The organism is Methylobacterium oryzae, assembly GCF_021398735.1.
Lineage (GTDB): Bacteria > Pseudomonadota > Alphaproteobacteria > Rhizobiales > Beijerinckiaceae > Methylobacterium.
Genome location: NZ_CP090349.1, coordinates 2,513,535 through 2,540,369 on the forward strand (window position 1 = coordinate 2,513,535; position 26,835 = coordinate 2,540,369).

Consider the following 26,835-nt stretch of genomic DNA (forward strand, 5'->3'; position numbering starts at 1 on the left):
TGGATCGGGCCGAACGACATCGGCCGGCGGCGGGGTACGCGGGCCCGCCCGCTCGGGCGACGCCTTTGCAATGATGGTGCCGGGAGAAAGCGCGATGCGCCGCGCGAGCCTGCGGCTGAGTACGGACAAGTTGCGGCCAAGCCTCTGCGCACGTCCGCAGATGCGGTCCCTGCCGTCCTCATGGCCTCCTCCCAAGCGCTGAGCCGGCCTCACGCTCGCGCCGGCGGCATCATGCACACTTCTTAGGCGTACGCACGCGGTGCGGAGGACGGATCCGCCCGGAAAGCTGACGAATCCACGGTATAGAAAACGACGACGCCGCCCCCCGCGGTATCGGGAGGCGGCGTCGGACTGAAATCCCGGTTCGTGACCGCGGCTTACTTCGTCAGCTCATTGCCGCTGTAGTCGATCTTGCCGTCGGGTCCCTTCTTCCACTCGTACATGACGTAGTCGGGCCGGGTGATGTCGCCCTTCTTGTCGTAGGCGATCGGGCCGACCACCGTGTCCACCGGCTTGCCCTGGTGCAGCCATTCGGCGAGCTTCTTGCCGTCGCTGGAGCCGGTCTCGGCCATCGCCTTGGCCAGGACCTGCACGGCCGCGTAGGAGTAGAGCGTGTAGCCCTCGGGATCGATGTTCTTGGCCTTGAAGGCGGCGAGCGCCGCCTTGGCGTTCGGGTTCTTGCGGGCGTCCGGCGGGAAGGTGGTCAGCGTGCCCTCGGCCGCGGGACCGGCGATCGCCACCAGCTCGCGGTCGACCATGCCGTCGCCGCCCATCATCGGCGCCTTCAGACCCTGATCGCGCATCTGGCGCAGGATCAGCCCGGCCTCGGTGTAGTAGCCGCCGAAATAGACGACGTCGACGTTGGCGGACTTCAGCTTGGAGACGAGCGCCGAGTAGTCCTTCTCGCCCGGATTGATACCCTCGGACATGACCTCCTTGCCGCCCTTGGCCTTGAAGGCCTTCAGCGTCTCGTCGGCCAGCCCCTTGCCGTAGGGGGTCTTGTCGTGGACGAAGGCGACCTTCTTGCCCTTGAAGTGATCGGCCAGGTAGTTGCCGGCGACGGCACCCTGCTGGTCGTCGCGGCCGCAGGTGCGGAACGTGTTCCACATCCCGCGCTCGGTGAACTTCACGTTCGTGGAGGCCGGCGTGACCTGGATGATGCCGGCGTCGAGGTAGACGTCGGAGGCCGGGATCGACACGCCGGAATTGTAGTCGCCGACGACCATCTTCACGCCGTCGCTGGCGAACTTGTTGGCCACCGAGACGCCCTGCTTCGGGTCGGAGGCGTCGTCGCCGACCGTCACGGTCAGCGTCGTGCCCTTCAGCGTCCCGGCCTTGTTGAGGTCCTCGACCGCCTGGCTCGCGCCGTTCTTGAGCTGCGCGCCGATGGCGGCGCTGTTGCCCGTGATCGGCGCGGCGACGCCGAGCTTGACCTCGGCGGCCTGCGCGGCCGCCGCCATGGCGCCGAGGGCGAGCCCGGCCAGCAGAATCGATCTCATCGCGTACTTCCCCTAAGTGTCAGGACCGCACGTGCGGATCCGGCCGCACTCATCGGACCTCGCCGGCCGCGGGCGCCCGTGCGCGCCATGTCAGCGGTGAGGTCTTCTCGTAGAGCCAGCGGTACTGGCTCGTCATCTGGCGCGTCCGCGTGTAGCGGAAGCCCGCAGCGCCGATGATCATGACGATGACCGCGTCGACCGCATAGTAGTGCAGCGACAGCAGGGTGCCCGAAAACAGGGCGTAGTGAATGAAGCGCACGGCGGCTGCCACCAGAAGCAGCGCCAGGGCGCATTGCCAGAACGGCCGCCAGCCCCGGGCGATGCCGCGGGCGGCCATCCATCCGGCCCACCCGCCCATCACGACGGTCACCAGCAGGAACAGCCAAGCCGACGGCTCCTCGTACAGGATCCCCTGCAGCATGCTCATGTGATGTCCGGTCGATTGCTTCGGTTAACGCGCCCCTCGCCGTCATCGCGAGCGCAGCGAGGTGACCTGGGGCAGCGCAACCTCGAAAGGTGGGGCGCCGCCCTGGATTGCTTCGCTCCGCTCGCAAAGACGGGGATGCCAATGGCATCAACCGAAAACGGCATCATGCCCCGACCGGGCCGGAATGGCCCCCCTCCAGGTAGGCGGCCTGGACGTTCGGGTCGTCGAGCAGCGCCCGACCCGTCCCGCTCATCGTGACCCGACCGTTGACCAGCACGTAGCCGCGATGGGCGAGCTTGAGGGCGTGGTAGGCGTTCTGCTCGACGAGGAAGATCGTCATGCCGTCGGTCCGGTTCAGCTCCCGGATCGCGTCGAAGATGCCCTTCACCACGAGCGGCGCGAGGCCGAGCGACGGCTCGTCGAGCAGCAGCAGCCGCGGACGGCTCATCAGCGCCCGGGCGATGGCCAGCATCTGCTGCTCGCCGCCCGACATGGTGCCGGCGCGCTGGTTGAGGCGCTCCTTCACCCGCGGGAACAGGGTGCAGACCTTCTCCAGATCCTCGGCGAAGAAGCGCCCGTCATGGAGCGCGGCGCCCATCTGGAGGTTCTCGTAGACGGTCATGCGCGGGAAGACCCGGCGCCCCTCCGGCGACTGGGCGATGCCGAGCCGGGCGATGGCGTGGGTCGGCAGCCGGGTGATGTCGCGCCCGTCATAGGTGATCGTCCCCGAGCGCGCCTGGGGGCTGCCGAAGATCGTCATCATCAGGGTCGACTTGCCGGCGCCGTTGGCGCCGATCAGCGTGACGATCTCGCCCTCGGCCACGTCGAGATCGACCCCGCGCAGGGCCGCGACGCTGCCGTAATAGGTCGAGACGTCGCGCACCGCGAGGAGCGGCGGCTTCCGTCCCGCCTGGATCGCCCGCGTCTCCTCGACGAGGACGTTGATGCCGGCGACGCTCATGCCGACGCTCCCGTGTGCGCCGCGTCCCCGTGCGGCACGGTGATCCCGACCTCGGCCTCCACGGCCTCGACCTCCTCGTCCTCGACGCCGAGATAGGCGGCGATCACCTTCGGGTCGGCCCGCACATCGGCGGGGGACCCGTCGGCGATCTTCACGCCGTAATCGAGCACGACCACGTGGTCGGAGATCTCCATCACCACCGACATGTCGTGCTCGATCAGCAGCACCGAGGTGTCGTGCGCGTCGCGGATGTGGCGCAGGAGGCCGTTCAGCTCAGCCGATTCCCGCGGGTTGAGGCCGGCCGCCGGCTCGTCGAGGCAGAGCAGGACCGGGTCGGTGCACATCGCCCGGGCGATCTCCAGGCGCCGCTGCGCGCCGTAGGGCAGGGCGCCCGCCGGATCATCCGCCCGCTTCATCAGGTCGATGCGCTCGAGCCAGGCCTTGGCCCGCTCGATCGCCGCGGCCTGCGCGTCCCGGTAGGTCTTGAGGCCGAGCAGCCCGAGGATCGTGTAGCCCGAGGCCCGCATCAGCGGCGCGTGCTGGGCGACGAGCAGGTTCTCCAGGACGGTCATGCCCTGGAACAGGCGGATGTTCTGGAAGGTGCGGGCGACCCGCGCGGTGCGGTTCACCTTGTGGTTCGGAAGCCGCTCCAGCAGGTGCGCCGTGCCGTCGGCGTGCGCCAGCGTCAGCATGCCCTCGGTGGGCTTGTAGAAGCCGGTGATGCAGTTGAACACCGTGGTCTTGCCGGCCCCGTTCGGGCCGATCAGCGCGGTGATGTCGCCGCGGCGCGCCTCGAAGGACAGGTCGGAGACGGCGGTGAGCCCGCCGAACCGCATGGTCAGGTGCTCGACCGTGAGCACCGGCGGGGGGAGGGGGGACGTCGCCATCAGCCGTGCCCCTCGCTGACATGGGCGCCCGAGACCGCGCGCCGCTGGCCGAGCGACACGGACGGCATCCGCTCCGAGATCAGGCCGCGCGGCCGCCAGACCATCATGGCGACCATGGCGAGCCCGAACAGCAGCAGCCGGTACTCGCTGGGGTCGAAGCCCTCGCCGAACACGGCCTTCAGGAACCCGAGATTGCGCAGCATCTCCGGCCCGCCGACCATCGCCACCGCGGCGATCGCGACGCCGACCTGGCTGCCCATGCCGCCGAGGACGACGATCGCCAGGATGATGGCGCTCTCCAAGAAGTTGAAGCTCTCCGGGCTGATGAAGCCCTGGCGCACGGCGAAGAACGAGCCGGCGAAGCCCCCGAAGGCCGCGCCCAGCGCGAAGGCCGTGAGCTTCGTGGCGGTGGTGTCGATGCCGAGCGAGCGGCAGGCGATCTCGTCCTCGCGCAGGGCCTCCCAGGCCCGCCCGATCGGCAGGCGGCGCAGGCGCAGGGTGACGAAGTTGGTGATCAGGGCCAGCCCGAGGATCAGGTAGTACAGGAAGATCAGCCGGTGCATCGAGTCGTACGGGATGCCGAAGGTGGCGGCGAACCCGCCCTCGCCCGCCGTGAACGGGATGCCGAAGAAGGTCGCCCGCGGGATCGACGAGATGCCGGCCCCGCCGCCGGTGACGTCGGTCCAGTTGATCAGGACCAGGCGGATGATCTCGCCGAAGGCCAGGGTGACGATGGCGAGGTAGTCGCCGCGCAGCCGCAGCACCGGGAAGCCGAGGATCATGCCCCACAGGCCGGCGAACAGGCCCGCCAGCGGCAGGCAGACCCAGAACGACAGGCCGAAGGTCGTCGACAGCAGCGCGTAGGAATAGGCCCCGACCGCGTAGAAGGCGACGTAGCCGAGGTCGAGCAGGCCCGCGAGGCCGACCACGATGTTCAGGCCCCAGCCGAGCATGACGTAGGTCAGGATCAGGATGCCGAGGTCGATCCAGTAGCGGGCCGAGGACAGGCCGCCGGTCGCCAGCGCGGAGATCATCGGCAGGGTCAGCGCGACGAAGATGAACAGCCAGAGACCGACCTTCGAGGTCTTCTGCCCGGCGTCGGGCTCGCCGTGCACCGCCTCGGTGGCCTGGGCCGGGGAGGGGGTCAGCGCCCGCCGCGCGTCGCGGCGCAGCAGCACGAGGCGCTGGACGAGGCGTAGCACGAAGATCGCCGCGCAGAGCGCCGCCACCAGCCCCCAGCGCGGCACGAGCACCAGCTCGCTCCCGGGCCCGGGATCGGTCCGGTAGGCGATGATCGGGACGCAGAGGCCGAAGGTGACGAGGGCGTAGAGGGCGGCGTCGCGCAGGATGCCGGCCATCGCGGAGCCGGGGAGAGCGTTCTGCGAGGCGGCCATCAGACTTTCTCGACCTCGGGCCGGCCCAGGATGCCCGACGGCATGAAGATCAGCACGATCGCCAGGATCGAGAAGGCGGCGACGTCCTTGTACTCGATGGAGAAATAGGCCGACCAGAAGGTCTCGATCAGGCCGATGATCAGGCCGCCGAGCACGGCGCCGGGCAGCGAGCCGATGCCGCCGAGCACCGCCGCCGTGAACGCCTTCACGCCGGGCACGAACCCGTCCGAGAAGGACACGACGCCGTAGTACATGAGGTAGAGGACTCCCGCGACGGCCGCGAGCGCGGCGCCGAGCACGAAGGTCAGCGAGATCGTGCGGTCCACGTCGATGCCGAGCAAAGCCGCCATCTTGCGGTCCTGCTCGCAGGCGCGCTGCGCCCGGCCGAAGGGCGTGCGCTGCACGAGGTACCAGAAGCCGGTGAGCAGCACGGCGGTCACCGCCATGATCAGCACCTGCTTCCAGGCCAGGAACACCGCGTAGCCGTCGCGCTCGAACAGCGTGATGCCGCCCGACAGCATCGGCGGGGTCGGCTTGTTGCGCGCGCCCTGCACGACCTGCACGAAGTTCGACAGGAAGATCGAGACGCCGATCGCCGAGATCAGCGGCGCGAGGCGGAACGAGCCGCGCAGCGGCCGGTAGGCCACCCGCTCGATCGCCCAGCCCCACAGGGCGGTCAGCACCATGGCGACCACCAGCACCACCAGGAAGGCCAGCGCGATGGAGCTGACCCCGAGCCAGACCGTCAGCAGCAGGAAGGTGATGAGCGCGATGAAGCAGGAGACCATGAAGACGTCGCCGTGGGCGAAGTTCACCATGCCGATGATGCCGAACACCATCGTGTAGCCGATCGCGATCAGGCCGTAGATCGAGCCGAGCGTCAGCCCGTTGATGAGCTGCTGTACGAAGACGTCCATGAACTCTCGCGCGCAGGTTGCTTGGGCCGCCTACGGAGAGCGCAGGCAGCTTGGCGGGGCAAGTCTCGTACCGCAGCCGTAGCACACCGGCCACCGGTTTCATCGCCGCCCGAGCGTCGCGTGAAAACAGTCGACCACGCCAGTAACGCCCCCTGGCCGGGCTTGCGTGTGGCGCAGTTCCTGCGACACGTTAACGAATTGCAATGCTCGATCATCCCGGGCCCAGGCGAGGAGCAGTACCGATGGCAGGGTCGCGACTCACGACGATGATCTTCATCGGCATGCTCCTCGGCATCGCCGTCGGCTACGCCTGCAGCATCACCTGGCCCGATCCGCAGACCGCCAAGGAGATCGCCGGCTACATCGCGCTGGTCTCCGACGTGTTCCTCCGCTTGATCAAGATGATCATCGCGCCGCTGGTCTTCTCCACGCTGGTCGTCGGCATCGCCCATCTCGGGGATACCGCCTCCGTCGGCCGGGTCGGCGGCAAGGCGCTGCTCTGGTTCGTCGGCGCCTCGTTCTGCTCTCTGATGCTCGGCCTCATCATGGTCAACCTGATGCAGCCCGGCCACAACCTGAACCTGCCGCTGCCCGATGCCGGGGCCGGCACCGGGCTCAAGGCGGCCTCGCTCTCGCTCAAGGAGTTCGTCACGCACCTCGTCCCGAAGAGCGCTGTCGAGGCGATGGCCAACAACGAGATCCTGCAGATCGTGGTCTTCTCGATCTTCTTCGGCGTGGGCCTCGCCGCCCTCGGCGAGAAGGGCCGCCTGCTCGCGCAGGGCATCGAGGGCATCGCCGACGTCATGCTCAAGGTGACGGGCTACGTGATGATGTTCGCCCCCGTTGCGGTGTTCGCCGCCATCGCGGCGACGATCACCACGCAGGGCATCGGCGTGCTCGTGACCTACGGCAAGTTCCTCGTGGAGTTCTACATCAGCCTCGGCGTGCTCTGGACGCTGCTGATGGGCGTCGGCTTCCTGCTGCTCGGGGGCGGCGGCATCATGCGCCTGTTCAACCTGATCAAGGAGCCCTTCGTGCTGGCCTTCTCGACGGCGTCGAGCGAGGCCGCCTACCCCAAGATGCTCTCGAACCTGGAGAAGTTCGGGGTGCCGAACCGGATCACCTCGTTCGTGCTTCCGATGGGCTACTCGTTCAATCTCGACGGCTCGATGATGTACTGCACCTTCGCGGTGATGTTCATCGCGCAGGCCTACAACATCCCGCTGAGCTGGGGCCAGCAGCTCACGATGCTGCTCCTGCTGATGGTGACCTCGAAGGGCATGGCCGGCGTGCCGCGCGCCTCGCTGGTGGTGATCTCGGCGACGCTGTCGCACTTTAACATCCCGGAGGCCGGGCTGCTGCTGATCATCGGGATCGACCAGTTCCTCGACATGGGCCGGTCGGCCACCAACGTGCTCGGCAACAGCGTCGCCACCGTGGCGGTCGCCAAGTGGGAGGGCCAGCTCAGCACCACCGACCAGCGCCTCGACCATGTCGGCACGGTGGCCTCGCCCGCGGAATAGGGGCCGGTCCGGCGAAATCTGCGCGCGCCGCGATGGCGGGCGCAGGACGGCCGCTCTCATGAGCGCTCTCACGGGTGCCCTGAATCGCGGCGTGGCTTGTTCGGTGCCCTTCGGAGGCGGAGTGATGACGATGCGGCTCGTCGCGGTTCTGGCGCTGGCGCTGGCGGCGACGCCCGCCTCCGCCGTCGAGGTGCTCACCGGGACGCTCAGGAGCGTCGCCGAGCGCGGGGAGATCGTCCTCGGCTACCGGGAGAGCTCGGTGCCGTTCTCCTTCGTGGAGGGCAAGCAGTCGGACGGGAGCCCCCGACCGATCGGCTACGCCATCGACCTCTGCGGCGAGATCGCGGACGACATCCAGGCGGCGATCGGCCGGCCGGTGAAGATCCGCTACGCACCGGTCACGGCCGAGAGCCGCATCGAGGCGGTGACCTCCGGCAAGATCGACCTCGAGTGCGGCTCGACCACCGCCAATGCCGAGCGCCGCAAGCAGGTCGCGTTCTCGCCCGTGGACTACATCAGCGCGACGCAGCTGCTGGTGAAGCGCGGATCGGGCATCGCCTCCTACCGGGATCTCGGCGGGAAGACCGTGGTGGTCACGGCCGGCACCACCAACGAGAAGGCCGTGCGCGACCAGTTCGCCCGCCTGAAGATCGACGCGCAGGTGGTGACGGCGCCCGACCACGCCGCCTCCTACGCGATGGTCAAGGCCGGCAAGGCCGACGCCTTCGCCACCGACGACGTGCTGCTCTACGGGCTGATCGCCACGGACGCGAAGGACGGGGCGAACTACACGGTGCTGCCCGACAAGCTCTCCTACGAGCCCTACGGCATCATGTTCCGCAAGGACGATCCGGAACTCGCCGGCCTCGTGCAGCAGACCTTCACGCGGCTCGCCGAGTCGCGGGCGCTGCGCTGGACCTACGAGCGCTGGTTCCTCAAGCGCCTGCCCAACGGCGAACGCCTGGACATCCCGATGTCGAACGACCTGCGGGTCAGCTTCCAGCTGATGGGCCTCGACGGGGGCGAGTGACCGGCGCGGGGACAGGCGCGACGACCGGACGGCGCCTCGCTTTCGCCCAACCGGCACGCGAGGAAGACGCGACCTGATCGCTTCCCTCCCGCCGCGAGCGTGCCACCGTCCATGCTGATCGCCGCGCCCTGTCCGAAACCGCTCGCCCTGGCGCTGGCCGCCGCCCTCGGCTGCGCCGCCTCGGCGGCCACCGCCCACCCGCACGTCTGGGTGACCGCCAAGGCGCAGCTCGTCTACGCGGACGGCAAGCTCGTCGGCGTCCGCGACACGTGGAGCTTCGATCCCGAGTACACGGCCTTCGTCACGCAGGGCCTCGACACCAACAAGGACGGCAAGCTCAGCCCGGAGGAACTCGCCGGGCTCGCCGCCGAGAACACCGCCAACCTCGCCGAGTTCGGCTACTTCACGAAGCTGAAGGTCGGCGGCAAGGAGCAGGCCTTCGGCGATCCGAAGGAGCCGGCGGCGCACATGGACGACCGGGCGCTGGTCATGACCTTCCTGCTGCCCCTGAAGACCCCGGTCCAGCAGGGGCGGGGGGTCGCCGCGCTGGAGGTCTACGACCCGACCTACTTCGTCGCCTTCTCGTTCGCCGAGGGCGCGGACGCCGCCACCCTCGCGGGTGCGCCCCAGGGCTGCGCCGCCACGGTCACCCGGCCGAAGACCGAGCAGCCGAAGACGGCCGATGCCGGGTCGCCGGGCATGACCGAGGCCTTCTTCGAGGCGCTCACCGCCGCCTCGACCTACGGAGTGCAGTTCGCCAGCCGGGTTCTCGTGGCATGTCCGTAGGCATCGGGATCGTCGCCCCCGCCGGGGCGGGACGGCTGGGGCTGAGGCTCGGCCTCATGGCCGCGGCCATCGCGCTGGCCGCGCTTCTCGCGGCCGCGATCGCGTGGCTGGTCGCGCCCGGCCTCGCCGCGCCGCCGCCGCGCTCGCCCTTCGGGATCGGCTTCCGCGAGGCCGCGCCGGCCGCCACGGGTCTCGGCGGCGTCATCCTGGCGCTGCAGGCGAGCTTCTCCCGCAGCCTCAACGCCGCGGTGAGCGCGCTGCGGGGCGGCGGCAGCTGGACCCCTCTGATCGGCCTCGCCTTCGCGTACGGCGTGTTCCACGCCGCCGGCCCGGGCCACGGCAAGGCGGTGATCGCCGGCTACATCCTGGCGGGGGAGCGGGCGCTCCGGCGCGGCGCCGCGCTGAGCGTGTGCGCCGCGCTGCTCCAGGCCTGCGTGGCCGGGGCGATCGTCGGCCTCGGCACGCTGGTCCTCAACGCCACGGCGGCGGGCATCACCCGGGCCGGCACCCTGATCGAGACCGTGAGCTTCGCCCTCGTCGCCCTGATCGGGCTGGTCCTGACGTGGCGCAAAGCCGGTCGCCTCGCCAATCTCGGCGCGGGCTGCGGCCCGGGCTGCAGCCACCTGCCGGAACCGCAGGCCCTCGACACCCTCGACACGTGGCGCGAGCGGGCCGGGGTGGTGCTGGCGGCCGGGACACGACCCTGCGCCGGCGCCGTGCTGGTCCTCGTCTTCGCGGTGTCGCAGGGCGTGCCCGGCGCGGGCGTGCTGGCGGTTCTGGCGATGGCGCTCGGCACCGCGCTGACCACGACGGCCCTGGCCTGCCTCGCGGTCTTCGCCAAGCGGATGGCGCTGCGCCTCGCGGGCGGACGGGGACAGGCCGGCCTCCTGGCGCTCGGTGGCCTCGAACTCGTCGCTGCCGCCTTCGTGCTGGTCCTGGGCGCCGCGATGCTCTCGGGCCTCGCCCCGGGCCTCGGCGGCTGAAGGGCCTCGCCTTCCGGGGCGCGGCGTGCCACGCTGCGCGACCGAGACGGAGCGCGCGCCGATGCATCCCGACTTCGCGACGATCCTGAACTGGCGTCTGCTCGCCGGATCGCATCCCTTCCCCGGGCCAGACGGCGGGACCTGCATCAACGAGGCCGCGATGGTGGCCGCGGGCCTGCCCTACCGGGCGATCCGCTCCAGCGCGGACTGCCCACCCTGCTTCTCGCGGCCGGCCGCCGCCTACGCCCTCGGGCTCAACGACGCCATGCCGGACGAGGCGCGGCCGCAGCTGATGGCCTTCGTCCTGCGCCTGTCGGGCAGCGCCGACACGGCGGAGATCGAGGCCGCCCGCACCCGGCAGCTGGCGCTGGAGAGCGTCCGCCGCATCCTGGCGCCGCTCTGCGCGGTCGCCGGGATGGTCGAGGACGCGGAAGCCTGCTCCGGCGCGCCGGACTGGCCCGCGGCCCTGGCGGCGGCCCGCGCGGCCGCGTGGCGGGGCGGGGCACGCGCGCAGGCGGCGGCCCAGGCGCGGCGCTGGCGGGAAGGCGCGCTGACCGCGGCGGTGTCCCGCACCGCGACGGCGGCGGAACGCGCCGGCGAGGACGCGCGCTGCGCCGCCGAGGTGGCCGAGGGGGCGGCGCCGTTCCTGACCGGAACCTGGGCCGAGGCCTGCACGATCCTCGCGGAGACCCTCGCCATCGGCCGGCAGGCGCCGGAGATCGCCGTCGCCGGCGCCCGACAGCGCATGGACGCGGCGCGCGCCCGGGTGCCGGCCTGATCAGGCCGCCGCGGGCGCGGCGTCGAGATCGAAGTCGATGGTGCCGCAATTCTCCAGGAACGTGCCGGTGAGGTGGTAGAAGAACGTCCCGTGGCCGACCACCGCGATGGTGGTCTCCGGCCGGGCCCGCAGCCAGTCGCGGAACGCCGCGACCCGGGCGTCGAACAGGGGGCGGGGCTCCACAGGGTAGCCGCCGACCTCGCAGCCCGGCTCCGCGTGCCACCAGACCTCGGGCAGGTGCCCGACATCGAGGTGGGGGAAGTCCGCGGCGATCTCCGAGGCGGCCCGGCCGACATCGCAGCTGCTCTCCTGGCACTCGCGGTGCAGCACCTCGACCAGCACCCGCGGCCGGCTCGGATGCTCGCCGAACAGGATCGCCGCGGTCTCGATGGCGCGGGTCAGGGGCGAGACCACCACGAGATCGAAAGGGATCGGCCGGAGCCGCTCCCGCGCCGCCCGGGCCTGGGCTTGGCCCAGCTCGGTCAGGCGGGCGTCGGGCAGGCCAGGATCGCCGCCCCCGTGCCGGTGGGCGGCGTTGAAGGTCGACTGCCCGTGGCGGATGCAGACGATGCGGGTCTTGTCCTGCATGGATCTCGAAGACGTTCCGGAGAGGGAATGGCGGACCGGACCGGTCACGCGAAGCGGCCGCCGCGCTGGATGACCTCGATCTTGTAGCCGTCCGGGTCGGTGGCGAAGAAGAACCGCGCGAGCACGTCGTCCCCGTGCTTGAGGGTCTTGACGTCGGTGGCCGTGAAGCCCTCGCGCCGGTGCCGGGCGTGCTCGGCCTCCACGTCGTCGACCACGAAGGCGATGTGCCCGTAGCCGTCGCCGAGATCGTAGGGCTTGTCGCGGCCCTTGTTCACCGTGAGCTCCAGCTCGAACGGCGAGTCCGGATCCCGCATGTAGACGAGGGTGAAGTCCGGGAAGTCGAACCGGCCGGACACCGCGAGACCGAAGGCACGGGCATAGTAGTCGCGCGCGCGCTCTTCCTCGAGGACGCGGATCATGGCGTGGACGGGCTTGGACATGCGCGCGGATTTCCGTGGGCACGCCGGCGGCGTGCAGCGCCCCCTATGTGGCGCGATCCGCAGCCGCGAAAAGGCCGGTGGCGCGGCGCCGGGGTCGCGCCCCGGGACGTCGGCCACGAGCTGTCGAAGAACCCGGCCCTTATAGACCGATCCCATATTGCATATCCTAGATCAATATCTGTTCTTTAAATCGTTCCAAGCAGTGTATTGGAGTCAATATATGAGGAGCCATGCTGATATAAGATATCGCAAAAGGCTCGGAGACACAAAATCAAACCGCAAAATGATATTTCTCATTGACACAATCGCGCTTCCAACGCTTTATCGCCCTCGACGACCAAAGTGAATCCCATGAGATCATGAGGCCGATCATCGATCAAGTGAAGGGATTTCAAGACAGTGATACGCTTATCAAATATCAATATACTTCCAAAAATTGCTGCCGTCATCGCGCTGATAAGCGTGATTGTCGGCGGATGTATCTGGTGCGCTCAGGCGCGGATGACGGTTATCGACGACCGCTACAGCGAGTTCCTCGCCCGCGAGGCGACGGCGGTGGCGGAGGCACGCAGGCTGAACCGCCTGGTGATCGAGTTGAATTACTGGGTCTACCGGATCATCGCGGAGACCGATCAGGGCCAGATGCAGGCCGCCAACAGGGGCTTCGAGGCCGCGCTGCCCGCGGTGAGGGCGCTCCTTCCGAGCCTCCGATCGCACGCGCCGACCTTCGCCGCGCGCATCGATGAGCAGGCCGCGCGGATCGAGCGCTATCTCAGGGACGTGAGCGAGGTCCGCCGGCTGGGCACTGCCAATCAGAACGAGCAAGCCATCGCGCTGATCCACACGGCGATCGATCCGACGTTCTCCGGCTTGCTGACCGACGGCAACCGGATGGCCGAGGACATCGATGCGTACATGCAGAGGGGCTCGGGCGACCTGACCGATCAGACCAACGAGACCCGCCGGACGCTGATGATCGTCAGCGGTCTCGGCATGCTGGCGGGGCTGCTGGCGGCGGTGTTCATCGCCACGGTCGGGATCACGCGGCCGCTCGACCGGCTGGTCAAGGTCCTGCAGCGGATGGCGCAGGGCGAGGTCGAGGCCGAGATCACCGAGGCCGCCCGAAGGGACGAGGTGGGCGCCGTCGGCAAGGCCGTCGAGGGCATCAAGGTCATGGTCGCCCGAAAGGCCGCCGAGGAAGCCGAGATGAAGCGCCGCGCCGACGAGGCGGCAGCGGCCGCGCGCAGGCGGACCATGGTGGAACTCGCGGACGGGTTCGAGCGGGCCGTGGGGAACATCGTCGGGATGGTCTCGTCCTCGGCCACCGAGTTGCAGGCCACGGCGCAGACCATGACGTCGAGCGCGACCGAGACGGCCAGCCAGTCCACCACGGTGGCGGCCGCCGCCGAGCAGGCCTCCGCCAACGTCCAGACCGTGGCGGCCGCCGCCGAGGAGCTGGGCACCTCCGTGCAGGAGATCGGCCGGCAGGTCCTCGGCTCGGCCAACCTCGCGCAGGCGGCGGTCGGCGAGGCGGACGAGACCCAGCACCTCGTTCAGGCGCTCAGCCAGGCGGCGACGCGCATCGGCGACATGGTCGGGCTCATCGCGAACATCGCCGGCCAGACCAACCTGCTGGCGCTGAACGCCACGATCGAGGCGGCGCGGGCCGGCGAGGCCGGCCGCGGATTCGCGGTCGTCGCCGCCGAGGTCAAGGAGCTCGCCGGCCAGACCGCCCGGGCCACCGAGGAGATCAGCCAGCAGATCGGCCAGATCCAGGGTGTGACCGGCCAGGCGGTATCGGCCATCGACACGATCGCCGCCCGGATCCGCGAGATCGACGCGGTCGCCGCCACCATCGCGGCGGCGGTCGAGGAGCAGGGCGCGGCCACGCAGGAGATCGTCCGCAACGTCTCGCAGGCGGCGGCCGGCACCGACGAGGTGACGAGCAACATCGCCGGCGTGGCGCGGGCCTCGGAAGAGACCGGCGCCGCGGCAGCCCAGGTTCTGGGAGCGGCCGGCGAGCTGTCGCGCCAGTCCGAGCATCTGGGCGTCGAGGTCTCCCGCTTCCTCGGGTCGGTCCGGGCGGCCTGAGGCCGATCAGCCACCGATCCGCAGGACCTGCGTCCGGGTGCCGGCCTGCGCGAAGGCGTCCGGGTCGGCGCCGGTCATCCAGACCTGCCCCGGCAGGGCCTCGAGGGCCTCGAACAGGCCGGCCCGGCGGCGGGGATCGAGGTGGGCCGCCACCTCGTCCAGGAGGATCAGCGGGGCGATGCCGCTCATGGCCCGCACCAGCCGCGCGTGGGCGAGGACGAGGCCGATGAGCAGCGCCTTCTGCTCGCCCGTGGACGCCGTCCCGGCCGGCACGTCCTTCGGGCCGTGGCGGACCACGAGGTCGCTGCTCTGCGGCCCGATCAGCGTGCGGCCGGCGGCCCGGTCCCGGTTGCGGCCGTTGCGGAGCGCCATGCGGTAGCGGTCCTCGGCCTCGAGGGCCGGCCAGACCGCGACCAGATCGTCGAGGTCGCCCTCGAGGCGGATGGCCGCCCAGGGGAAGGGCTGCGCGTCGTCCCGGGTCTCGGCGATCAGCCGGTCGAGGCGCTCGGCGGTCTCGCGCCGGGCGAGCGCCACGGCGACGCCCAGCTCCGCGACCTCCCGCTCCACCGCGTCGAGCCAGCGGTCGTCGTCGGGCCGCTCCTCCAGCAGGCGGTTGCGCGAGCGCAGGGCCCGCTCCAGCGCGGAGACCCGGGCGCCGTGGGCGGCGTCGACCGCCAGCACGAGACGGTCGAGGAACCGTCGCCGGTCTCCGGCCGCCCCGCGGAACAGGCCGTCGAGGTCGGGGGTCAGCCAGACGACCCGCAGGAACTCGCTGAACGCCACCGGCGAGGCCGCGGTGGCGCCGTCGATCCGGCACAGCCGGCTCGCGCGCCCGTCGGGACCCGGCGGCTCGAGCCCGGTGCCGAGCCGGTGCTCGGCGCCGTCGCGGTCGAGGGTGAGCGAGACCGCGAATCCGCCCGGGCCGCCGCTGCGCGCCATGGCGGCGAACTCCGCCCGGCGCAGGCCCCGGCCCGGTACGAACAGCGAGAGCGCCTCGAGCAGGTTGGTCTTGCCCGCGCCGTTCTCCCCGACCAGCGCGACGAAGCGGGCCTCGGGCGTCAGTTCGAGGTCCGCGTGGTTGCGGAAATCGCGGGCGATCAGGCGGGTGACGCGCAGGCTCGACCCGTCGGGCTCGTCCCGCGGATCGCGGATGTCGCTCATCGGTGAACCGAGGGGTGAACCGAGGGGCCGAGACGCGCCGCGTTCAACCGTCCCTTGCTGTCTGACATCCCATCCAACCACCTCGCCCCGAGGCGCCCGCGTCAGCGGGCCGCGCGGGCGGGCTCCAGAAACCACATCGCCGTCCGGGGACCTCCCGCGCGGCCCCCGCTGCGATCCGGCACCTCGGGACGAGGGCGGGACCGGGATCCGCGCGGCCGCCTCACACCCGCATCGGCATCAGCACGTACAGCGCCGGCGCGCCCTCGCGGTCCTGGATCAGGGTCGGCGAGCCGGGATCCGCGAGCTTGAACAGGGCGGTGTCGCCCTCGAGCTGCGCGGTGATGTCGAGGAGGTAGCGGGCGTTGAAGCCGATATCGAGGCCGGCCGCCTCGTAGTCGACGTCGAGTTCCTCGGTGGCACTACCGGAATCCGGGTTGTTCACCGAGAGCGCGAGGCGCCCTTCGGCGAGCCCGAGCTTCACCGCGCGCCCGCGCTCCGACGAGATCGTCGAGACCCGGTCCACGGCCTTCGCGAAGGCGTCGCGCTCGACGGTCAGCCGCTTGTCGTTGTTGGCCGGGATCACCCGCTGGTAATCCGGGAAGGTGCCGTCGATCAGCTTGGAGATCAGCGTCAGGCCGCCGGCGAAGCGCAGGCGGATCTTCGCGGGCGACAGGTCGACCGCGACGGTCTCGCCGCCGTCGTCGAGGAGCTTCTGGATCTCGGCGACCGCCTTGCGGGGCACGATCACGCCCGGCATGCCGACGCTGCCCTGCGGGGCCGGGATCTCGACGCGGGCGAGCCGGTGGCCGTCCGTTGCCACCGCCCGCATCGCCGGGCCGTTCTCGGTCTCCAGCGTGTGCAGGTAGATGCCGTTCAGGTAGTAGCGGGTCTCCTCGGTGGAGATCGCGAACTGGGTCTTCTCGATCAGCCGCTTCAGGTCGGCGGCGGCGATCTCGAAGCCGTGCGGCATCTCGCCGGCGGCGAGGTCCGGGAAGTCGCCCTCCGGCAGGGCGCCCAGGGCGAAGCGCGAGCGTCCGGACCGGATCGTCATCTGGCCGGACTCGCCGCCGGTCTCCAGGGAGACCTGCGCGCCGTCGGGGAGCTTGCGCACGATGTCGTAGATCACGTGCGCCGGCACGGTCGTGGCGCCCGCATCCGCCACGTCCGCCGGCACGCTCTCGGTCACCTCGATGTCGAGATCCGTCGCCCGGAGCTGGAGACCCGACCCTTCCGCGCGCAGGAGCACGTTCGACAGGATCGGGATCGTGTTGCGGCGCTCGACGACCCGGTGCACGTGGCCGAGCGACCTGAGCAGGGCCGCGCGCTCGACAGTGACTCTCATCGCAATACTCAAGTGATAGGGACGGCGCCGCGGCCGGCGACCGTCGCGGAATATGGCCGTTCAGCTTGGCGAAGGGGACAGGGGAACGCAAGGCCGCCGTCGGTGCACCGCACAGCGACCTCCGCGTCCAGGGCGGATGCCCATGTCCGGAGCGGGGTATCGGCCCCCGGCGGCCCGTGCGAAAGCGCCGCGACCGACCCGGATCCCCCCATCCCGATCATGCTGCAGACCATCGACCCCGCAGGCAACACCGCAGACCCCTCGCAGGCCACCCCGAGCGCCCCCCCGAGTGCTCGGCGGATCCTCGCCGCGAGCTTCGTCGGGACGGCGATCGAGTTCTTCGACTTCTACATCTACGCCACCGCCACCGCCCTGGTGATCGGCCCGGTCTTCTTCCCCGCCGGCGCGCCCGGCGTGCAGCAGCTCAGCGCCTTCGCGACCTTCGCCATCGCGTTCATCGCGCGGCCCGTCGGCGCGGCCCTGTTCGGGCATTTCGGCGACCGGGTCGGCCGCAAGGCGACGCTGGTGGCGTCGCTGCTGATCATGGGCATCTCCACGGTGCTGATCGGCTGCCTGCCGACCTACGCGTCGGTCGGCTGGTGGGCGCCGGCGGCGCTGTGCATCCTGCGCTGCGGGCAGGGGATCGGGTTCGGCGGCGAGTGGGGCGGCGCGGCGCTGCTGGCGGTCGAGAACGCGCCGCCGGGCCGGCGCGCGTGGTACGGCATCTTCCCGCAACTCGGGGCGCCGGTCGGCTTCGTCCTGGCCAATCTCGGCTTCCTCGCCCTCAGCTTCGGCCTGACGCCCGAGAGCTTCCAGGCCTGGGGCTGGCGCCTGCCGTTCCTGGCCTCGGCGGCGCTCGTCGGCGTCGGGCTCTACGTGCGCCTGAAGCTCACCGAGACGCCGGCCTTCAAGGCGGCGCTCAGCCAGGCCCGGCCGGAGCGCGTGCCCTTCGCCACCATGCTGACCCAGCACGGACACGCCGTCCTGGTCGGCACCTTCGCGATGGTGGCGGTCTACGCGGTCTTCTATCTCTCCACCGTCTTCGCCCTGGGCTACGGCACCGGCACCCTCGGCTACAGCCGGCCGACCTTCCTGCTGTTCGAGTGCATCGCGGTCTGCTTCATGGCGCTCGGCACCGTCGTGTCGGGGGCCGCAGCCGACCGCTTCGGCCGCCGGCCTGTGCTGCTCTCCGGCATGGCTGTGACGTTCCTGCTGGGCTTCCTCATGGGGCCGATGCTGGGCCACGCCGCCGGCACCGGCACCTGGCCGCCGGTTCTCGGCTTCCTGTGCCTCAGCCTCCTGACAATGGGGTGGGTGTTCGGACCGTTGGGCGCCGTCCTGCCCGAGCTGTTCCCGACGCGGGTGCGCTACACGGGCGCCTCGGTGACCTACAACCTCGCGGGGATCCTGGGGGCCTCGGGGGCGCCCTACATCGCGCAGCAGCTCGCGGCCTACGGCGGCATCGGCTTCGTCGGGTTCTACCTAGCGGGGGCCGCGATCCTCAGCTTCCTCGCCGTGCTGGCCATGCCGGAGACTGCCGGCCGCTGACGGGACGGGCGGGCGCCGCCGGCCTCAGCGGCCGGCGCGATCCTGAGCCGCCGCCACGGTGGGCTCGAAGCGCCCGAGGAAGCGCGTCCGCTCCCACAGCTCGATCGCGTCGCGCCCGACCATCGCCCGGGCGCGGCGGCGCGCCTGCGTGTCGTCCTCGGCCGACAGGATCTCGGCCGCGCGGACGCGGCCCGCCCGGTCGAGCCGGAAGGCCCTGTAAGCGCGGCTCCGGTGAGCCGTTCCAGCATCCAGCGCGAGCATAGCGACATCCTCCGGGCCGGAACGTCCCGGAAGATGGTTAACCGTCGGTAAATCGCGGTTCTCGCGATCGAGGACGCGGTCCCGACGCGCCCGCTCGGCGGGGGCGGAGCTCCTCAGCTCCGCTTGTCGAGCGGGCGACCGAGGAGGCGGGCGAACTCGGCCTCGATCTCCTCCACCGAGAACGGGTTGCCGGATCCCTTCGCGTCGGGCGTGGGCGCGGACGGCGGCGGCGGCGGGGGGGCCGGCACGGGCGGAGGGGGTTCGACCTTGGGCATCGCCGGCGGCGGCACGGGTTTGGCCGGAGGCGGAGGCGGAGGCGGCGGGGCCTCCGGCTCTTCGACCGGGGCGGGGGCGGGCACCGGCTCGACCGGGACGCTCGCCATCGCGGCGGCCAGCGGATCGACGCCCTCGGGCGCCGGCGGGGCGGGCGCGGACTGCGGCGGCGGCGTCACGGCCGAGGACGAGCGCGACAGGGCGGCCTGGAGCTGCCGGGCCATGTCGGACAGGACCACCGGATCGACCGACTTGCGCTCGGAGGGCACCGCGAGGCTCGGGGCCAGACGGGCGGGCTCCGGCTCCGCCGGTGCCGGCTCGGGCTTGCGCTCGGAGGCCGGGTTGGGCCGCGGCTCGATCAGCGGCGGCGCGGTCCGGCTCAGGATCCGCCGCGGGGCGACCGGCTCGCGCGGCGGGGGCGCGGGCGGCTCCACTGCCGGCGGCGCGACCGGCGGCGACACCATCGGCGGCGGCACCACCGGCTCGGGCGCGGGCGGCGCCGGGGGTTGAGGCGCGGGCGGCTGGGGCGGCGCTGCACTCAGAGGTGCGGTGACGTCCTGGCCGGGCTCGTCGCCGCCGAACAGCCCGGGATCGAGGGGCAGAGTCACGGGCGGAGCGGAGGCCGAGCGCGGCACCGGCGACGGCACCACCACCGGCATCGCGAAGCCCGGATCGAACAGCGGTTCCGCGCGCCGGCCGCCAGATTCCGGCAGACCGCGGGGCGGCTCGGGCAGGCGGCCGCCCTGGACGAGGGGGTCCGGGAGCGGCTCGTCCAGCGGCTCCGGCGCCAGCTCCGGCCGGATCGCCGCCTCCGGCAGGGGCCGCTGGCCGCGCTGGATATTGCGCTCGACCACCACATCGTTGGGGCCGCCTACGAGGAGCAGGTGCTCGACATTGTCCCGGCGCAGAAGGATGAGCTGCCGGGCCCGGTCGAGCTCGTACACGTCGACGATCCCGAGCCGCGGCTGGCGCCCGCGGCTCCCGGACCGCCCCGGCAGGGCGAGGCTCCGGCCGGTGAGCCGGCGCACCGTGAACACGATCGCCGCGAGCGCCGTGAAGATGACGGCGAAGATCACGATATACTGGACGATGGGGGAGCCGTCAGAGCCGAACACGGATTGCAGCCATCGCAAGATTACGCACTCGCACGTTCCGACCGCCGCGGGTGCGCGCCGGCACGGACTTGATCCATACCACGCCGGAGGGGCGGCAAGGCAAACGACGTTAAGAGTTCGTTAACAGACCTTTTAATTGAGCGCGCGCAAGACAATAGGTCGGGACTGCGCCGCCGGCCCGGCCGAACCGGGGGTTCACTCCCCCCGTGGCGCGAGCTGATGCGGGCACCGGCCGGCCCGGAGATCGGGCTTAACGCGCCGTTAACCATGCAGGCGGCAGATTTTGCCGAGCCCGCTCGTCCCGGCGCGGCCACGCCATCCCGGAGGCGACCATGGCCCTCACCGATCTGCCCGTGCTGAGCATGCTGCGCACGCGGATGCAATGGGCGCAGGCGCGCCAGGGCGTGATCGCCGAGAACGTCGCCAACGCCGACATGCCGGGGTTCAAGCCCCGCGACCTCGTGGAGCCGCGCTTCGACCGGGCGACCGGCGCCCTCGCCACCAGCGGCTCCGGCCTGACGCTCACGAGCGCGGGCCACATGGCGCCGCCCGGTCAGACGGTCGGAGCCGACTCCAAGCGCGCCAAGGGCTTCGAGGTCCGGCCCAGCGGCAACGGCGTCAACCTCGAGGACGAGATGATGAAGGCCGGCGAGAACCAGGCGGACTACCAGCTCGCCGCCTCGCTGTACCAGCACAGCCTGACCACCCTGAAGATCGCGATCGGCAAGAGCTGACGCGCGACGGCCGAATGTGGAGCGCCGACGGCCGCGGGGTCGCGGCAGCGGGAGGGTCCTGAGCCATGGAATTCACGAAGTCGCTGGCGGTGGCGGCCGCGGGCCTCAAGGCCCAGTCGGGCCGGATGCGCATCATCGCCGAGAACATCGCCAACGCCGATTCCGCGCCGGCCTCCGCCGGGGCGCAGCCCTACCGCCGCAAGATCCCGACCTTCACCAGCCACCTCGACGACGAGACCGGTGCCAAGCTCGTCGAGGCGGGGCGCGTCAGGCGCGACCCGTCGGCCTTCCGGACCAAGTACGAGCCCGGCAACCCCGCGGCCGACGCCCAGGGCGTGGTGCAGATGCCCAACGTCAACGCGCTGATCGAGAACATGGACCTGCGGGAGGCCCAGCGCTCCTACGAGGCGAACCTCAACATGATCAGTGCCACCCGCAAGATGCTGGCGCAGACCCTCGGCATCCTGAAGTGACCCCCGAAGCCCGCGGCAGGACCGCTTAGCAAGGACGCATGGCGATGGCTTCGAGCAACTTCGCGGCGGGTGCCTACGCGGCCGTCCAGGGCCTCGCCGGCGGCCGGCCCGCCCCCCGGGTGCAGCCGACGACCGGCACCGGCACCGATTTCATGCAGATGCTCGGGCAGACCCTGGACAGCGTCGGCGATGCCGGCCGTCGGGCCGATTCCCAGGCCGTCTCCGCGGCCGCCGGCAAGGCCAACGTCGTGGACGTGGTCACCGCGGTCGCCGAGAGCGAGACGGCCCTTCAGACCATGGTGGCGGTGCGCGACCGCATGATCTCCGCCTACGAGGAGATCATGCGGATGCAGATCTGACCGGCCGACCGTTTCCCCGCCCGCTCCCCCCGCACTGAGCGCATCCCCATGACCGGCCTCGCCATCCTCGACATCGCCCGCGACGGCATCTTCGTGTTCCTCAAGGTGGCCGGGCCCCTGATGCTGGTCGCGCTCGCGGTCGGCCTCGCCGTCTCCCTGGTCCAGGCCCTGACGCAGATCCAGGAACAGACGCTGATCTACGTGCCCAAGGTCGTGGCGGTGTTCGCCGCGCTCCTGCTGATGCTGCCCTTCATGGGCGACGCCATGGCCGGCTACATGACCCGCATCGCCGCCCGCATCGCGGCCGGCGGCTGATGCGCCCGCCGGCCGGGACAGGCGCGGCCCCCGCGTGCCATAGGGGCCGCGATGAACCTGCTCCTGCCCGGCATCGCCTCGGCCTACCTGATCACCTTCGCGCGCATCGGCACGCTGATCATGCTGATGCCGGGGATCGGCGAGCAGACGGTGTCGCCGCGCCTGCGCCTCGCCTTCGCGCTGCTCACGTCCCTGGTGTTGTTCCCGACCGTGCGCCCGCTGCTCGGCGGCACGGAGGGCGTGGCCGGCCCGCGGCTGATCGGGCTCCTGTTCGGCGAGACGATCATCGGGCTGGTGCTCGGCCTCACGGTGCGGATGATCCTCGCCGCCCTTCAGACCGCCGGGGTGATCATCTCGGCGCAGGTCGGGCTGTCCTACGCGATGACGGTGGATCCGAGCCAGGGCGGCCAGCAGGTGGCGATCGGCAACTTCCTGTCGTTGCTCGGGATCACGCTGATCTTCGCCGCGGACCTGCACCATCTCGCCATCGAGGGCGTGGCCCGCAGCTACGTGGTGCTGCCCCCCGACGGCGTGCCGTCCTTCTCGGACGCGCTGATGCTGGCCACGAAGGCGCTGGCCCGGGGCTTCACCCTGGCGGTGCAGATCGCCGGCCCGTTCATCGCCTTCGGGATCCTGTTCAACCTGGGTCTCGGCGTGCTGTCGCGGCTGATGCCTCAGATGCAGGTGTTCTTCCTGGCGGTCCCGGCCTCGGTGCTGATCGGCATGCTGCTGCTGATGGGCTGCCTCGGCGTCATGATGGGCGTCTTCCTGGACGACCTGGGCCGGTATCTCGGGGATTACGTCGGCCGCTGAGCGGCCGGACCGCCCGTGCCCCGACGATGCCCACGCTCTGAGCCCGACGCGCGATGGCCGACGATACCGACGACGAGGACAAGACCGAGGAGCCGTCCCAACGACGGCTCGATCAGGCGATCGAGCGCGGCGACGTCGCGACCAGCACCGAGATCAACACCTTCGCGATACTGGCCGCGTTCACCCTGGCGCTGCTGGTCGCGGCCCCGACCATCGCCACGAACCTGCTGCACGGGCTCAAGGCCTACCTCGCCAACGCCCATACCCTGCCGGACGACGCCACGGCCATGAAGGCGGCCATGACGCGCGGCCTGTGGCTGTGGCTCCAGGCGGTGGCGGTGCCGGTCGGGCTGGCGGTCGTGGCCGGGCTGGCCGCGGGGCTCCTGCAGCACCCGCTGGTCTTCTCCGCCGAGACGCTGATGCCGAAATTCTCGCGCCTCTCGCCGATGGCGGGCGTGAAGCGCCTCCTCGGCGTCGAGGCCCTGTTCCAGTTCGGCAAGGGGCTGGCGAAGATCGCCGCCGTGGGCGTGGTCGGCGCGGTGATGCTGTGGAACGACCGCGACCGGCTGGAAGTGTTCGCCCAGCTGGACCCGGCCGCCTCCATGCCGGCGATCCTGTCCCTCAGCCTGAAGCTGCTCGCCGGCATGCTGTGCATGCACCTCGCGATCACCCTCGGCGACGCGCTCTACGCGCGGTTCCGCTGGCGCAAGCGCCACCGGATGTCGAAGGAGGAGCTGAAGCAGGAGATGAAGGAGTCGGAGGGCAATCCCGAGGTGAAGGGTCGCCTGAAGCAGCTCCGGATGGCCCGGGTGAAGAAGCGCATGATGGCCGCGGTCCCCACCGCCACCGTCGTGGTGACGAACCCCACCCACTACGCGGTGGCACTGCGCTACGAGACCGGCATGGCCGCGCCGGTCTGCGTGGCCAAGGGCGTCGACGCGCTCGCCCTGCGCATCCGCGCGGTGGCGGCCGAGCACGGGGTCGCGGTGATCGAGAACCCGCCGCTCGCCCGGGCGCTCCACGCCACCGTGGAGATCGACCGGGAGATCCCGGCCGAGCACTACCGCGCGGTGGCGGAGGTCATCGGGTTCGTGCTGCGCCTGCGGAGACGGGCGGCGTAGCCCCGCGCGATCCGCGCGCCGCGCCGTCTCGCCGAACGCCCGGTGGGGCGAAAGCCACGCTTCCTCCACCTTTTTTCGCGAGGCTGTGTCAAGGCTTGGCGCGACGAGACTGATGCCGCGCCCCGCATGTCCTGATATGGCCGGCGGACTAACCGGGTGACTGTTCTGGAATGAAGCCGATGGCCGACGTCACTGGACCTCCGGCGCCCGCCGCGGGCCCGCAGAATTCGGGTCCCCCGGTCGCGCAGGCCTCGTCCCTGCTGGGAACGGGCTCGATCGACCGCTCGGAACAGCCGGGCCGGGTCGGCCTGCTCCTCGTGCTCGCCGGCCTGCTGGTCGGCGCGGCCATCGGCCTGTCCTTCGTGGCCAACGAGCAGGCCCAGTCGCTGATCGTCTGGCTGCTGGCCCTGCTGGCCATGGCGGGCGTGTTCTTCCTGTTCGCCCTCGCCATCGGGGCGCTCCAGCTCAGCGGCAGCGCCGCCCGGGACGACATCACCAAGGGCATCGTCGACGCCTCGCCGGACGGCCAGCTGGTCGTCGAGGACGGCGGCCGGCTGATCTACGCCAACGAGGCCTATCTCCGGATCGCCAGCGGCGACACCTTCTCCAACCTCGTGCCGGTGGAGCGCATCCTCGTCGGCTCGCCGGAGGTCTCCGAGGCGGTCTACCGCCTGTCGCAGGCCTCACGCGACGCCCGGGCCCACACCGAGGAGGTGCGGATGTCGCCGCCCCTCGGCCCCACGGCCGGCGAGCGCGGCTTCGGCTGGTACCGGGTCTCGGTGCGGCCCCTCGCGCGCCCGCGCCGGTCGGCCTCCCTCTGGACGGTGGCCGACATCACTGCCGAGCGGGAGCGGCAGGAGAACGTCTTCCAGGAGCTCCAGCACGCCATCGACTACCTCGACCACGCCCCGGCGGGCTTCCTGTCGATCGATCCGGCGGGCGCCATCGTCTACATGAACGCGACCCTGGCGGCCTGGCTCGGCTACGACCTCGCCAGCGTCGGCCCCGGCGGCCCGCACCTCACCGAGATCGCCCCGGAGGCGGACGTGCTGGTGCGCACGGCCGGCCTGCCGGGCGAGGTCCGCACCGACCGCTTCGACCTCGACCTGCGCCGCCGCAACGGTCACACCCTGCCGGTCCGGCTCTACCACCGGGTCGCCTTCGGCAAGGACGGCAAGCCCGGCTCGTCGCGGACCTTCGTGATCAACCGCTCCGCCGGGGCCGAGACCGACGAGCCGCAGCGCGCCGCCGAGGTCCGGCTCGCCCGCTTCCTCAACAACTCGCCGATCGCCATCGCGACCCTCGACAGCGGCGGCCGGATCGCCCGCGCCAACGCCTCGTTCACGCGCCTGTTCGGCACGGTCCCGCGGCAGGCCGACGACGGCGCCCCGGACGGGGAGGGTGTCCCGCGGGTCGAGCCCAACGTCGCCGACTCGGTGGCCGACCGGACCGCCCTGGAGGCCGGGCTCGCCCGCGCCGCGAGCGGGCGGACGGATCCGGAGCCCATCGAGGTCCAGCTCAACGGGCCCGGCGGCCGCTCGGCCCGGGTCTGGCTCAGCCCGGCCGACGGCGGCGATGCCGGCCAGCAGACCGACGAGGCCGAGCGGGTGATCCTCTACGCCCTCGACACGACGGCGCAGCGCCAGCTGGAGCAGCAGGTCGCCCAGGCCCAGAAAATGAACGCGGTCGGCCAGCTCGCCGGCGGCATCGCGCACGACTTCAACAACGTCCTGCAGGCGATCATCGGCTACTCGGACCTGCTGCTCGCGAGCCACCGGCCGACCGACCCGGCCTTCCAGGACATCATGCAGATCAAGCAGAACGCCAACCGGGCGGCGGGCCTCGTCCGCCAGCTCCTGGCGTTCTCCCGCCGGCAGACGCTGCGCCCGGAGGTGATGAATGTCGGGGAGGCGCTCTCCGAGCTGACCCTCCTCCTCAAGCGGCTGCTCGGCGAGCGCGTCGCGCTGGAGCTGAAGCACGGCCGCGAGGTCTGGCCCGTGAAGGCCGACGTCAACCAGTTCGAGCAGGTGATCGTCAATCTGGCGGTCAACGCCCGCGACGCCATGCCGGAGGGCGGCAAGCTGATGATCCGCACCGAGAACGTCTCCGATCCGGGGGCGGCCGCCGGGGCGGAGGGGCGCGGTGGGGCGCCGGCGGGCGACCACGTGCTGATCGAGGTGCGCGACACCGGCCAGGGCATCCCGCCCGAGCTGATGGAGAAGATCTTCGAGCCGTTTTTCACCACCAAGGAGATCGGCAAGGGCACCGGCCTCGGGCTCTCGACGGTGTTCGGCATCGTCAAGCAGTCCGGCGGCACCATCGACGTGCAGTCGAAGGTCGGGGAGGGCACGGCCTTCCGCATCTACCTGCCGCGTCACGTGCCCGTGGCGGAGCCCGAGGAGGTGCCGGTCGCGGCCGCCGAGCCGGCACTTCCGCGCGCGGAGCCGCTCGCGCCGGCTTCCACCACCGCCCATCCCGATTCCGGGTCGGACGCCAAGCCGGTCACCGCGCCGGCCGCGGGCGGCGACGCCGCTGTGCCGAACGGGAAGACGCCGCCCGCCAAGGTCGACAAGCCGGCGCCGCGCAAGCCCGCCGCCGATCATACGGGGCAGGGGACCATCCTGCTCGTCGAGGACGAGGACCCGGTGCGGGCGGTCAACAGCCGGGCGCTCTCGGCCCGCGGCTACACGGTGCTGGAGGCGGCCTCGGGCCTCGAGGCCCTGGCGATCGTCCGCGAGGGCGCGCAGACCATCGATCTCGTCGTCTCCGACGTGGTCATGCCCGAGATGGACGGCCCGACGCTCCTGCGGGAGGTGCGCAAGCATCAGCCCGACCTGAAGGTGATCTTCGTGTCCGGCTACGCCGAGGACGCGTTCCGCAAGAACCTGCCCGAGGGCGAGACCTTCAACTTCCTGCCCAAGCCCTTCAGCCTGAAGCAGCTCGTCGAGACCGTGAAGAAGACGATGGCGGACTGACCGGCCCCTCGCTTCCGCTCACCGTCGCTCAACGAAGAGCG

General features: G+C 71.2%; 26 protein-coding genes. 14 read left to right on the plus strand and 12 right to left on the minus strand.

Going from position 1 to position 26,835, the window contains the following annotated elements:
* Positions 1-377 precede the first annotated feature (377 nt).
* The 6 genes from LXM90_RS12040 to LXM90_RS12065 all read right to left on the minus strand — a co-directional run bounded on the left by LXM90_RS12040 (position 378) and on the right by LXM90_RS12065 (position 6,085).
* Positions 378-1,499 (minus strand): branched-chain amino acid ABC transporter substrate-binding protein, encoded by a 1,122-nt coding sequence (locus LXM90_RS12040; protein ID WP_020094229.1) that lies wholly within the window; start codon positions 1,497-1,499, stop codon positions 378-380.
* 49 nt (positions 1,500-1,548) lie between these two features.
* Positions 1,549-1,917 carry a DUF6867 family protein gene (locus LXM90_RS12045; protein WP_026605095.1) on the minus strand — a complete coding sequence of 123 codons (369 nt, stop codon included), beginning with the start codon at positions 1,915-1,917 and terminating at the stop codon, positions 1,549-1,551.
* Positions 1,918-2,089: 172 nt separating this feature from the next.
* Entirely contained in the window at positions 2,090-2,887 is a 798-nt protein-coding gene (locus LXM90_RS12050) for an ABC transporter ATP-binding protein (RefSeq protein ID WP_020094231.1), read from the minus strand.
* Positions 2,884-3,774 carry an ABC transporter ATP-binding protein gene (locus LXM90_RS12055; protein ID WP_020094232.1) on the minus strand — a complete coding sequence of 297 codons (891 nt, stop codon included), beginning with the start codon at positions 3,772-3,774 and terminating at the stop codon, positions 2,884-2,886. Before LXM90_RS12055 ends, LXM90_RS12050 begins: the two co-directional genes overlap by 4 nt.
* A complete protein-coding gene (gene livM / locus LXM90_RS12060) occupies positions 3,774-5,168 on the minus strand; it encodes a high-affinity branched-chain amino acid ABC transporter permease LivM (RefSeq protein WP_020094233.1) in 1,395 nt (464 codons plus the stop codon). Before livM ends, LXM90_RS12055 begins: the two co-directional genes overlap by 1 nt.
* Positions 5,168-6,085 carry a branched-chain amino acid ABC transporter permease gene (locus tag LXM90_RS12065; protein WP_020094234.1) on the minus strand — a complete coding sequence of 306 codons (918 nt, stop codon included), beginning with the start codon at positions 6,083-6,085 and terminating at the stop codon, positions 5,168-5,170. Before LXM90_RS12065 ends, livM begins: the two co-directional genes overlap by 1 nt.
* Positions 6,086-6,327: 242 nt before the next feature.
* On the opposite strand from LXM90_RS12065, the gene LXM90_RS12070 reads away from it, so the two are divergent.
* The 5 genes from LXM90_RS12070 (at position 6,328) to LXM90_RS12090 (ending at position 11,185) form a co-directional block, all read left to right on the plus strand.
* Positions 6,328-7,608 (plus strand): dicarboxylate/amino acid:cation symporter, encoded by a 1,281-nt coding sequence (locus LXM90_RS12070; RefSeq protein ID WP_026605096.1) that lies wholly within the window; start codon positions 6,328-6,330, stop codon positions 7,606-7,608.
* 124 nt (positions 7,609-7,732) lie between these two features.
* Positions 7,733-8,638 carry an amino acid ABC transporter substrate-binding protein gene (locus tag LXM90_RS12075; protein ID WP_020094236.1) on the plus strand — a complete coding sequence of 302 codons (906 nt, stop codon included), beginning with the start codon at positions 7,733-7,735 and terminating at the stop codon, positions 8,636-8,638.
* Positions 8,639-8,749: 111 nt separating this feature from the next.
* Entirely contained in the window at positions 8,750-9,424 is a 675-nt protein-coding gene (locus LXM90_RS12080) for a DUF1007 family protein (protein WP_020094237.1), read from the plus strand.
* Positions 9,415-10,407, plus strand: coding sequence for a nickel/cobalt transporter (locus LXM90_RS12085; protein WP_026605097.1), 993 nt, complete (start codon positions 9,415-9,417; stop codon positions 10,405-10,407). The genes LXM90_RS12080 and LXM90_RS12085 overlap by 10 nt, the downstream gene beginning before the upstream one ends.
* Positions 10,408-10,468: 61 nt before the next feature.
* On the plus strand, positions 10,469-11,185 hold the full coding sequence (locus LXM90_RS12090; protein ID WP_020094239.1) for a hypothetical protein: 717 nt from the start codon (positions 10,469-10,471) through the stop codon (positions 11,183-11,185).
* Here the strand turns inward: LXM90_RS12090 and LXM90_RS12095 are convergent, their stop codons facing one another.
* Entirely contained in the window at positions 11,186-11,773 is a 588-nt protein-coding gene (locus tag LXM90_RS12095) for a histidine phosphatase family protein (RefSeq protein WP_020094240.1), read from the minus strand.
* A 44-nt stretch (positions 11,774-11,817) separates the two neighbouring features.
* Entirely contained in the window at positions 11,818-12,213 is a 396-nt protein-coding gene (locus tag LXM90_RS12100) for a VOC family protein (RefSeq protein WP_020094241.1), read from the minus strand.
* Between the two features lie 399 nt (positions 12,214-12,612).
* On the opposite strand from LXM90_RS12100, the gene LXM90_RS12105 reads away from it, so the two are divergent.
* Positions 12,613-14,304 (plus strand): methyl-accepting chemotaxis protein, encoded by a 1,692-nt coding sequence (locus LXM90_RS12105; protein WP_026605098.1) that lies wholly within the window; start codon positions 12,613-12,615, stop codon positions 14,302-14,304.
* 6 nt (positions 14,305-14,310) lie between these two features.
* Here LXM90_RS12105 and recF read toward each other — a convergent pair whose 3' ends face one another.
* Positions 14,311-15,465 carry a DNA replication/repair protein RecF gene (recF, locus tag LXM90_RS12110; protein WP_020094243.1) on the minus strand — a complete coding sequence of 385 codons (1,155 nt, stop codon included), beginning with the start codon at positions 15,463-15,465 and terminating at the stop codon, positions 14,311-14,313.
* Positions 15,466-15,685: 220 nt separating this feature from the next.
* Positions 15,686-16,807, minus strand: coding sequence for a DNA polymerase III subunit beta (gene dnaN / locus LXM90_RS12115; RefSeq protein ID WP_012319207.1), 1,122 nt, complete (start codon positions 16,805-16,807; stop codon positions 15,686-15,688).
* 219 nt (positions 16,808-17,026) lie between these two features.
* Between dnaN and LXM90_RS12120 the strand changes: the two genes are divergently transcribed.
* Positions 17,027-18,355: an MFS transporter gene (locus LXM90_RS12120; RefSeq protein ID WP_234082805.1), complete on the plus strand. Its 1,329-nt coding sequence runs from the start codon at positions 17,027-17,029 to the stop codon at positions 18,353-18,355.
* A 24-nt stretch (positions 18,356-18,379) separates the two neighbouring features.
* On the opposite strand, the gene LXM90_RS12125 is transcribed toward LXM90_RS12120, so the two are convergent.
* Both LXM90_RS12125 and LXM90_RS12130 read right to left on the minus strand, forming a co-directional pair.
* Positions 18,380-18,616, minus strand: a complete 237-nt coding sequence (locus LXM90_RS12125) for a hypothetical protein (RefSeq protein WP_020094245.1) — start codon at positions 18,614-18,616, stop codon at positions 18,380-18,382.
* A 113-nt stretch (positions 18,617-18,729) separates the two neighbouring features.
* The gene (locus LXM90_RS12130; protein ID WP_020094246.1) at positions 18,730-20,004 is read right to left on the minus strand and encodes a hypothetical protein; all 1,275 of its coding nucleotides are present in this window, start codon (positions 20,002-20,004) and stop codon (positions 18,730-18,732) included.
* A gap of 332 nt (positions 20,005-20,336) precedes the next feature.
* On the opposite strand from LXM90_RS12130, the gene flgB reads away from it, so the two are divergent.
* From flgB to LXM90_RS12165, 7 genes are all read left to right on the plus strand, one after another.
* On the plus strand, positions 20,337-20,738 hold the full coding sequence (gene flgB, locus LXM90_RS12135; protein ID WP_056533882.1) for a flagellar basal body rod protein FlgB: 402 nt from the start codon (positions 20,337-20,339) through the stop codon (positions 20,736-20,738).
* Positions 20,739-20,803: 65 nt separating this feature from the next.
* Complete coding sequence (gene flgC / locus LXM90_RS12140; RefSeq protein WP_020094248.1) at positions 20,804-21,211, plus strand: flagellar basal body rod protein FlgC; 408 nt, start codon at positions 20,804-20,806, stop codon at positions 21,209-21,211.
* A 44-nt stretch (positions 21,212-21,255) separates the two neighbouring features.
* Complete coding sequence (gene fliE / locus LXM90_RS12145) at positions 21,256-21,570, plus strand: flagellar hook-basal body complex protein FliE (protein ID WP_012319201.1); 315 nt, start codon at positions 21,256-21,258, stop codon at positions 21,568-21,570.
* A gap of 48 nt (positions 21,571-21,618) precedes the next feature.
* Positions 21,619-21,885, plus strand: coding sequence for a flagellar biosynthesis protein FliQ (gene fliQ, locus LXM90_RS12150; RefSeq protein WP_012319200.1), 267 nt, complete (start codon positions 21,619-21,621; stop codon positions 21,883-21,885).
* Positions 21,886-21,936: 51 nt separating this feature from the next.
* Positions 21,937-22,698: a flagellar biosynthetic protein FliR gene (gene fliR / locus LXM90_RS12155; RefSeq protein ID WP_042675345.1), complete on the plus strand. Its 762-nt coding sequence runs from the start codon at positions 21,937-21,939 to the stop codon at positions 22,696-22,698.
* Between the two features lie 53 nt (positions 22,699-22,751).
* Positions 22,752-23,819 (plus strand): flagellar biosynthesis protein FlhB, encoded by a 1,068-nt coding sequence (flhB, locus tag LXM90_RS12160; RefSeq protein ID WP_020094251.1) that lies wholly within the window; start codon positions 22,752-22,754, stop codon positions 23,817-23,819.
* Positions 23,820-23,998: 179 nt separating this feature from the next.
* A complete protein-coding gene (locus LXM90_RS12165; RefSeq protein WP_081636496.1) occupies positions 23,999-26,794 on the plus strand; it encodes a hybrid sensor histidine kinase/response regulator in 2,796 nt (931 codons plus the stop codon).
* The last annotated feature ends 41 nt before the right edge of the window (positions 26,795-26,835 follow it).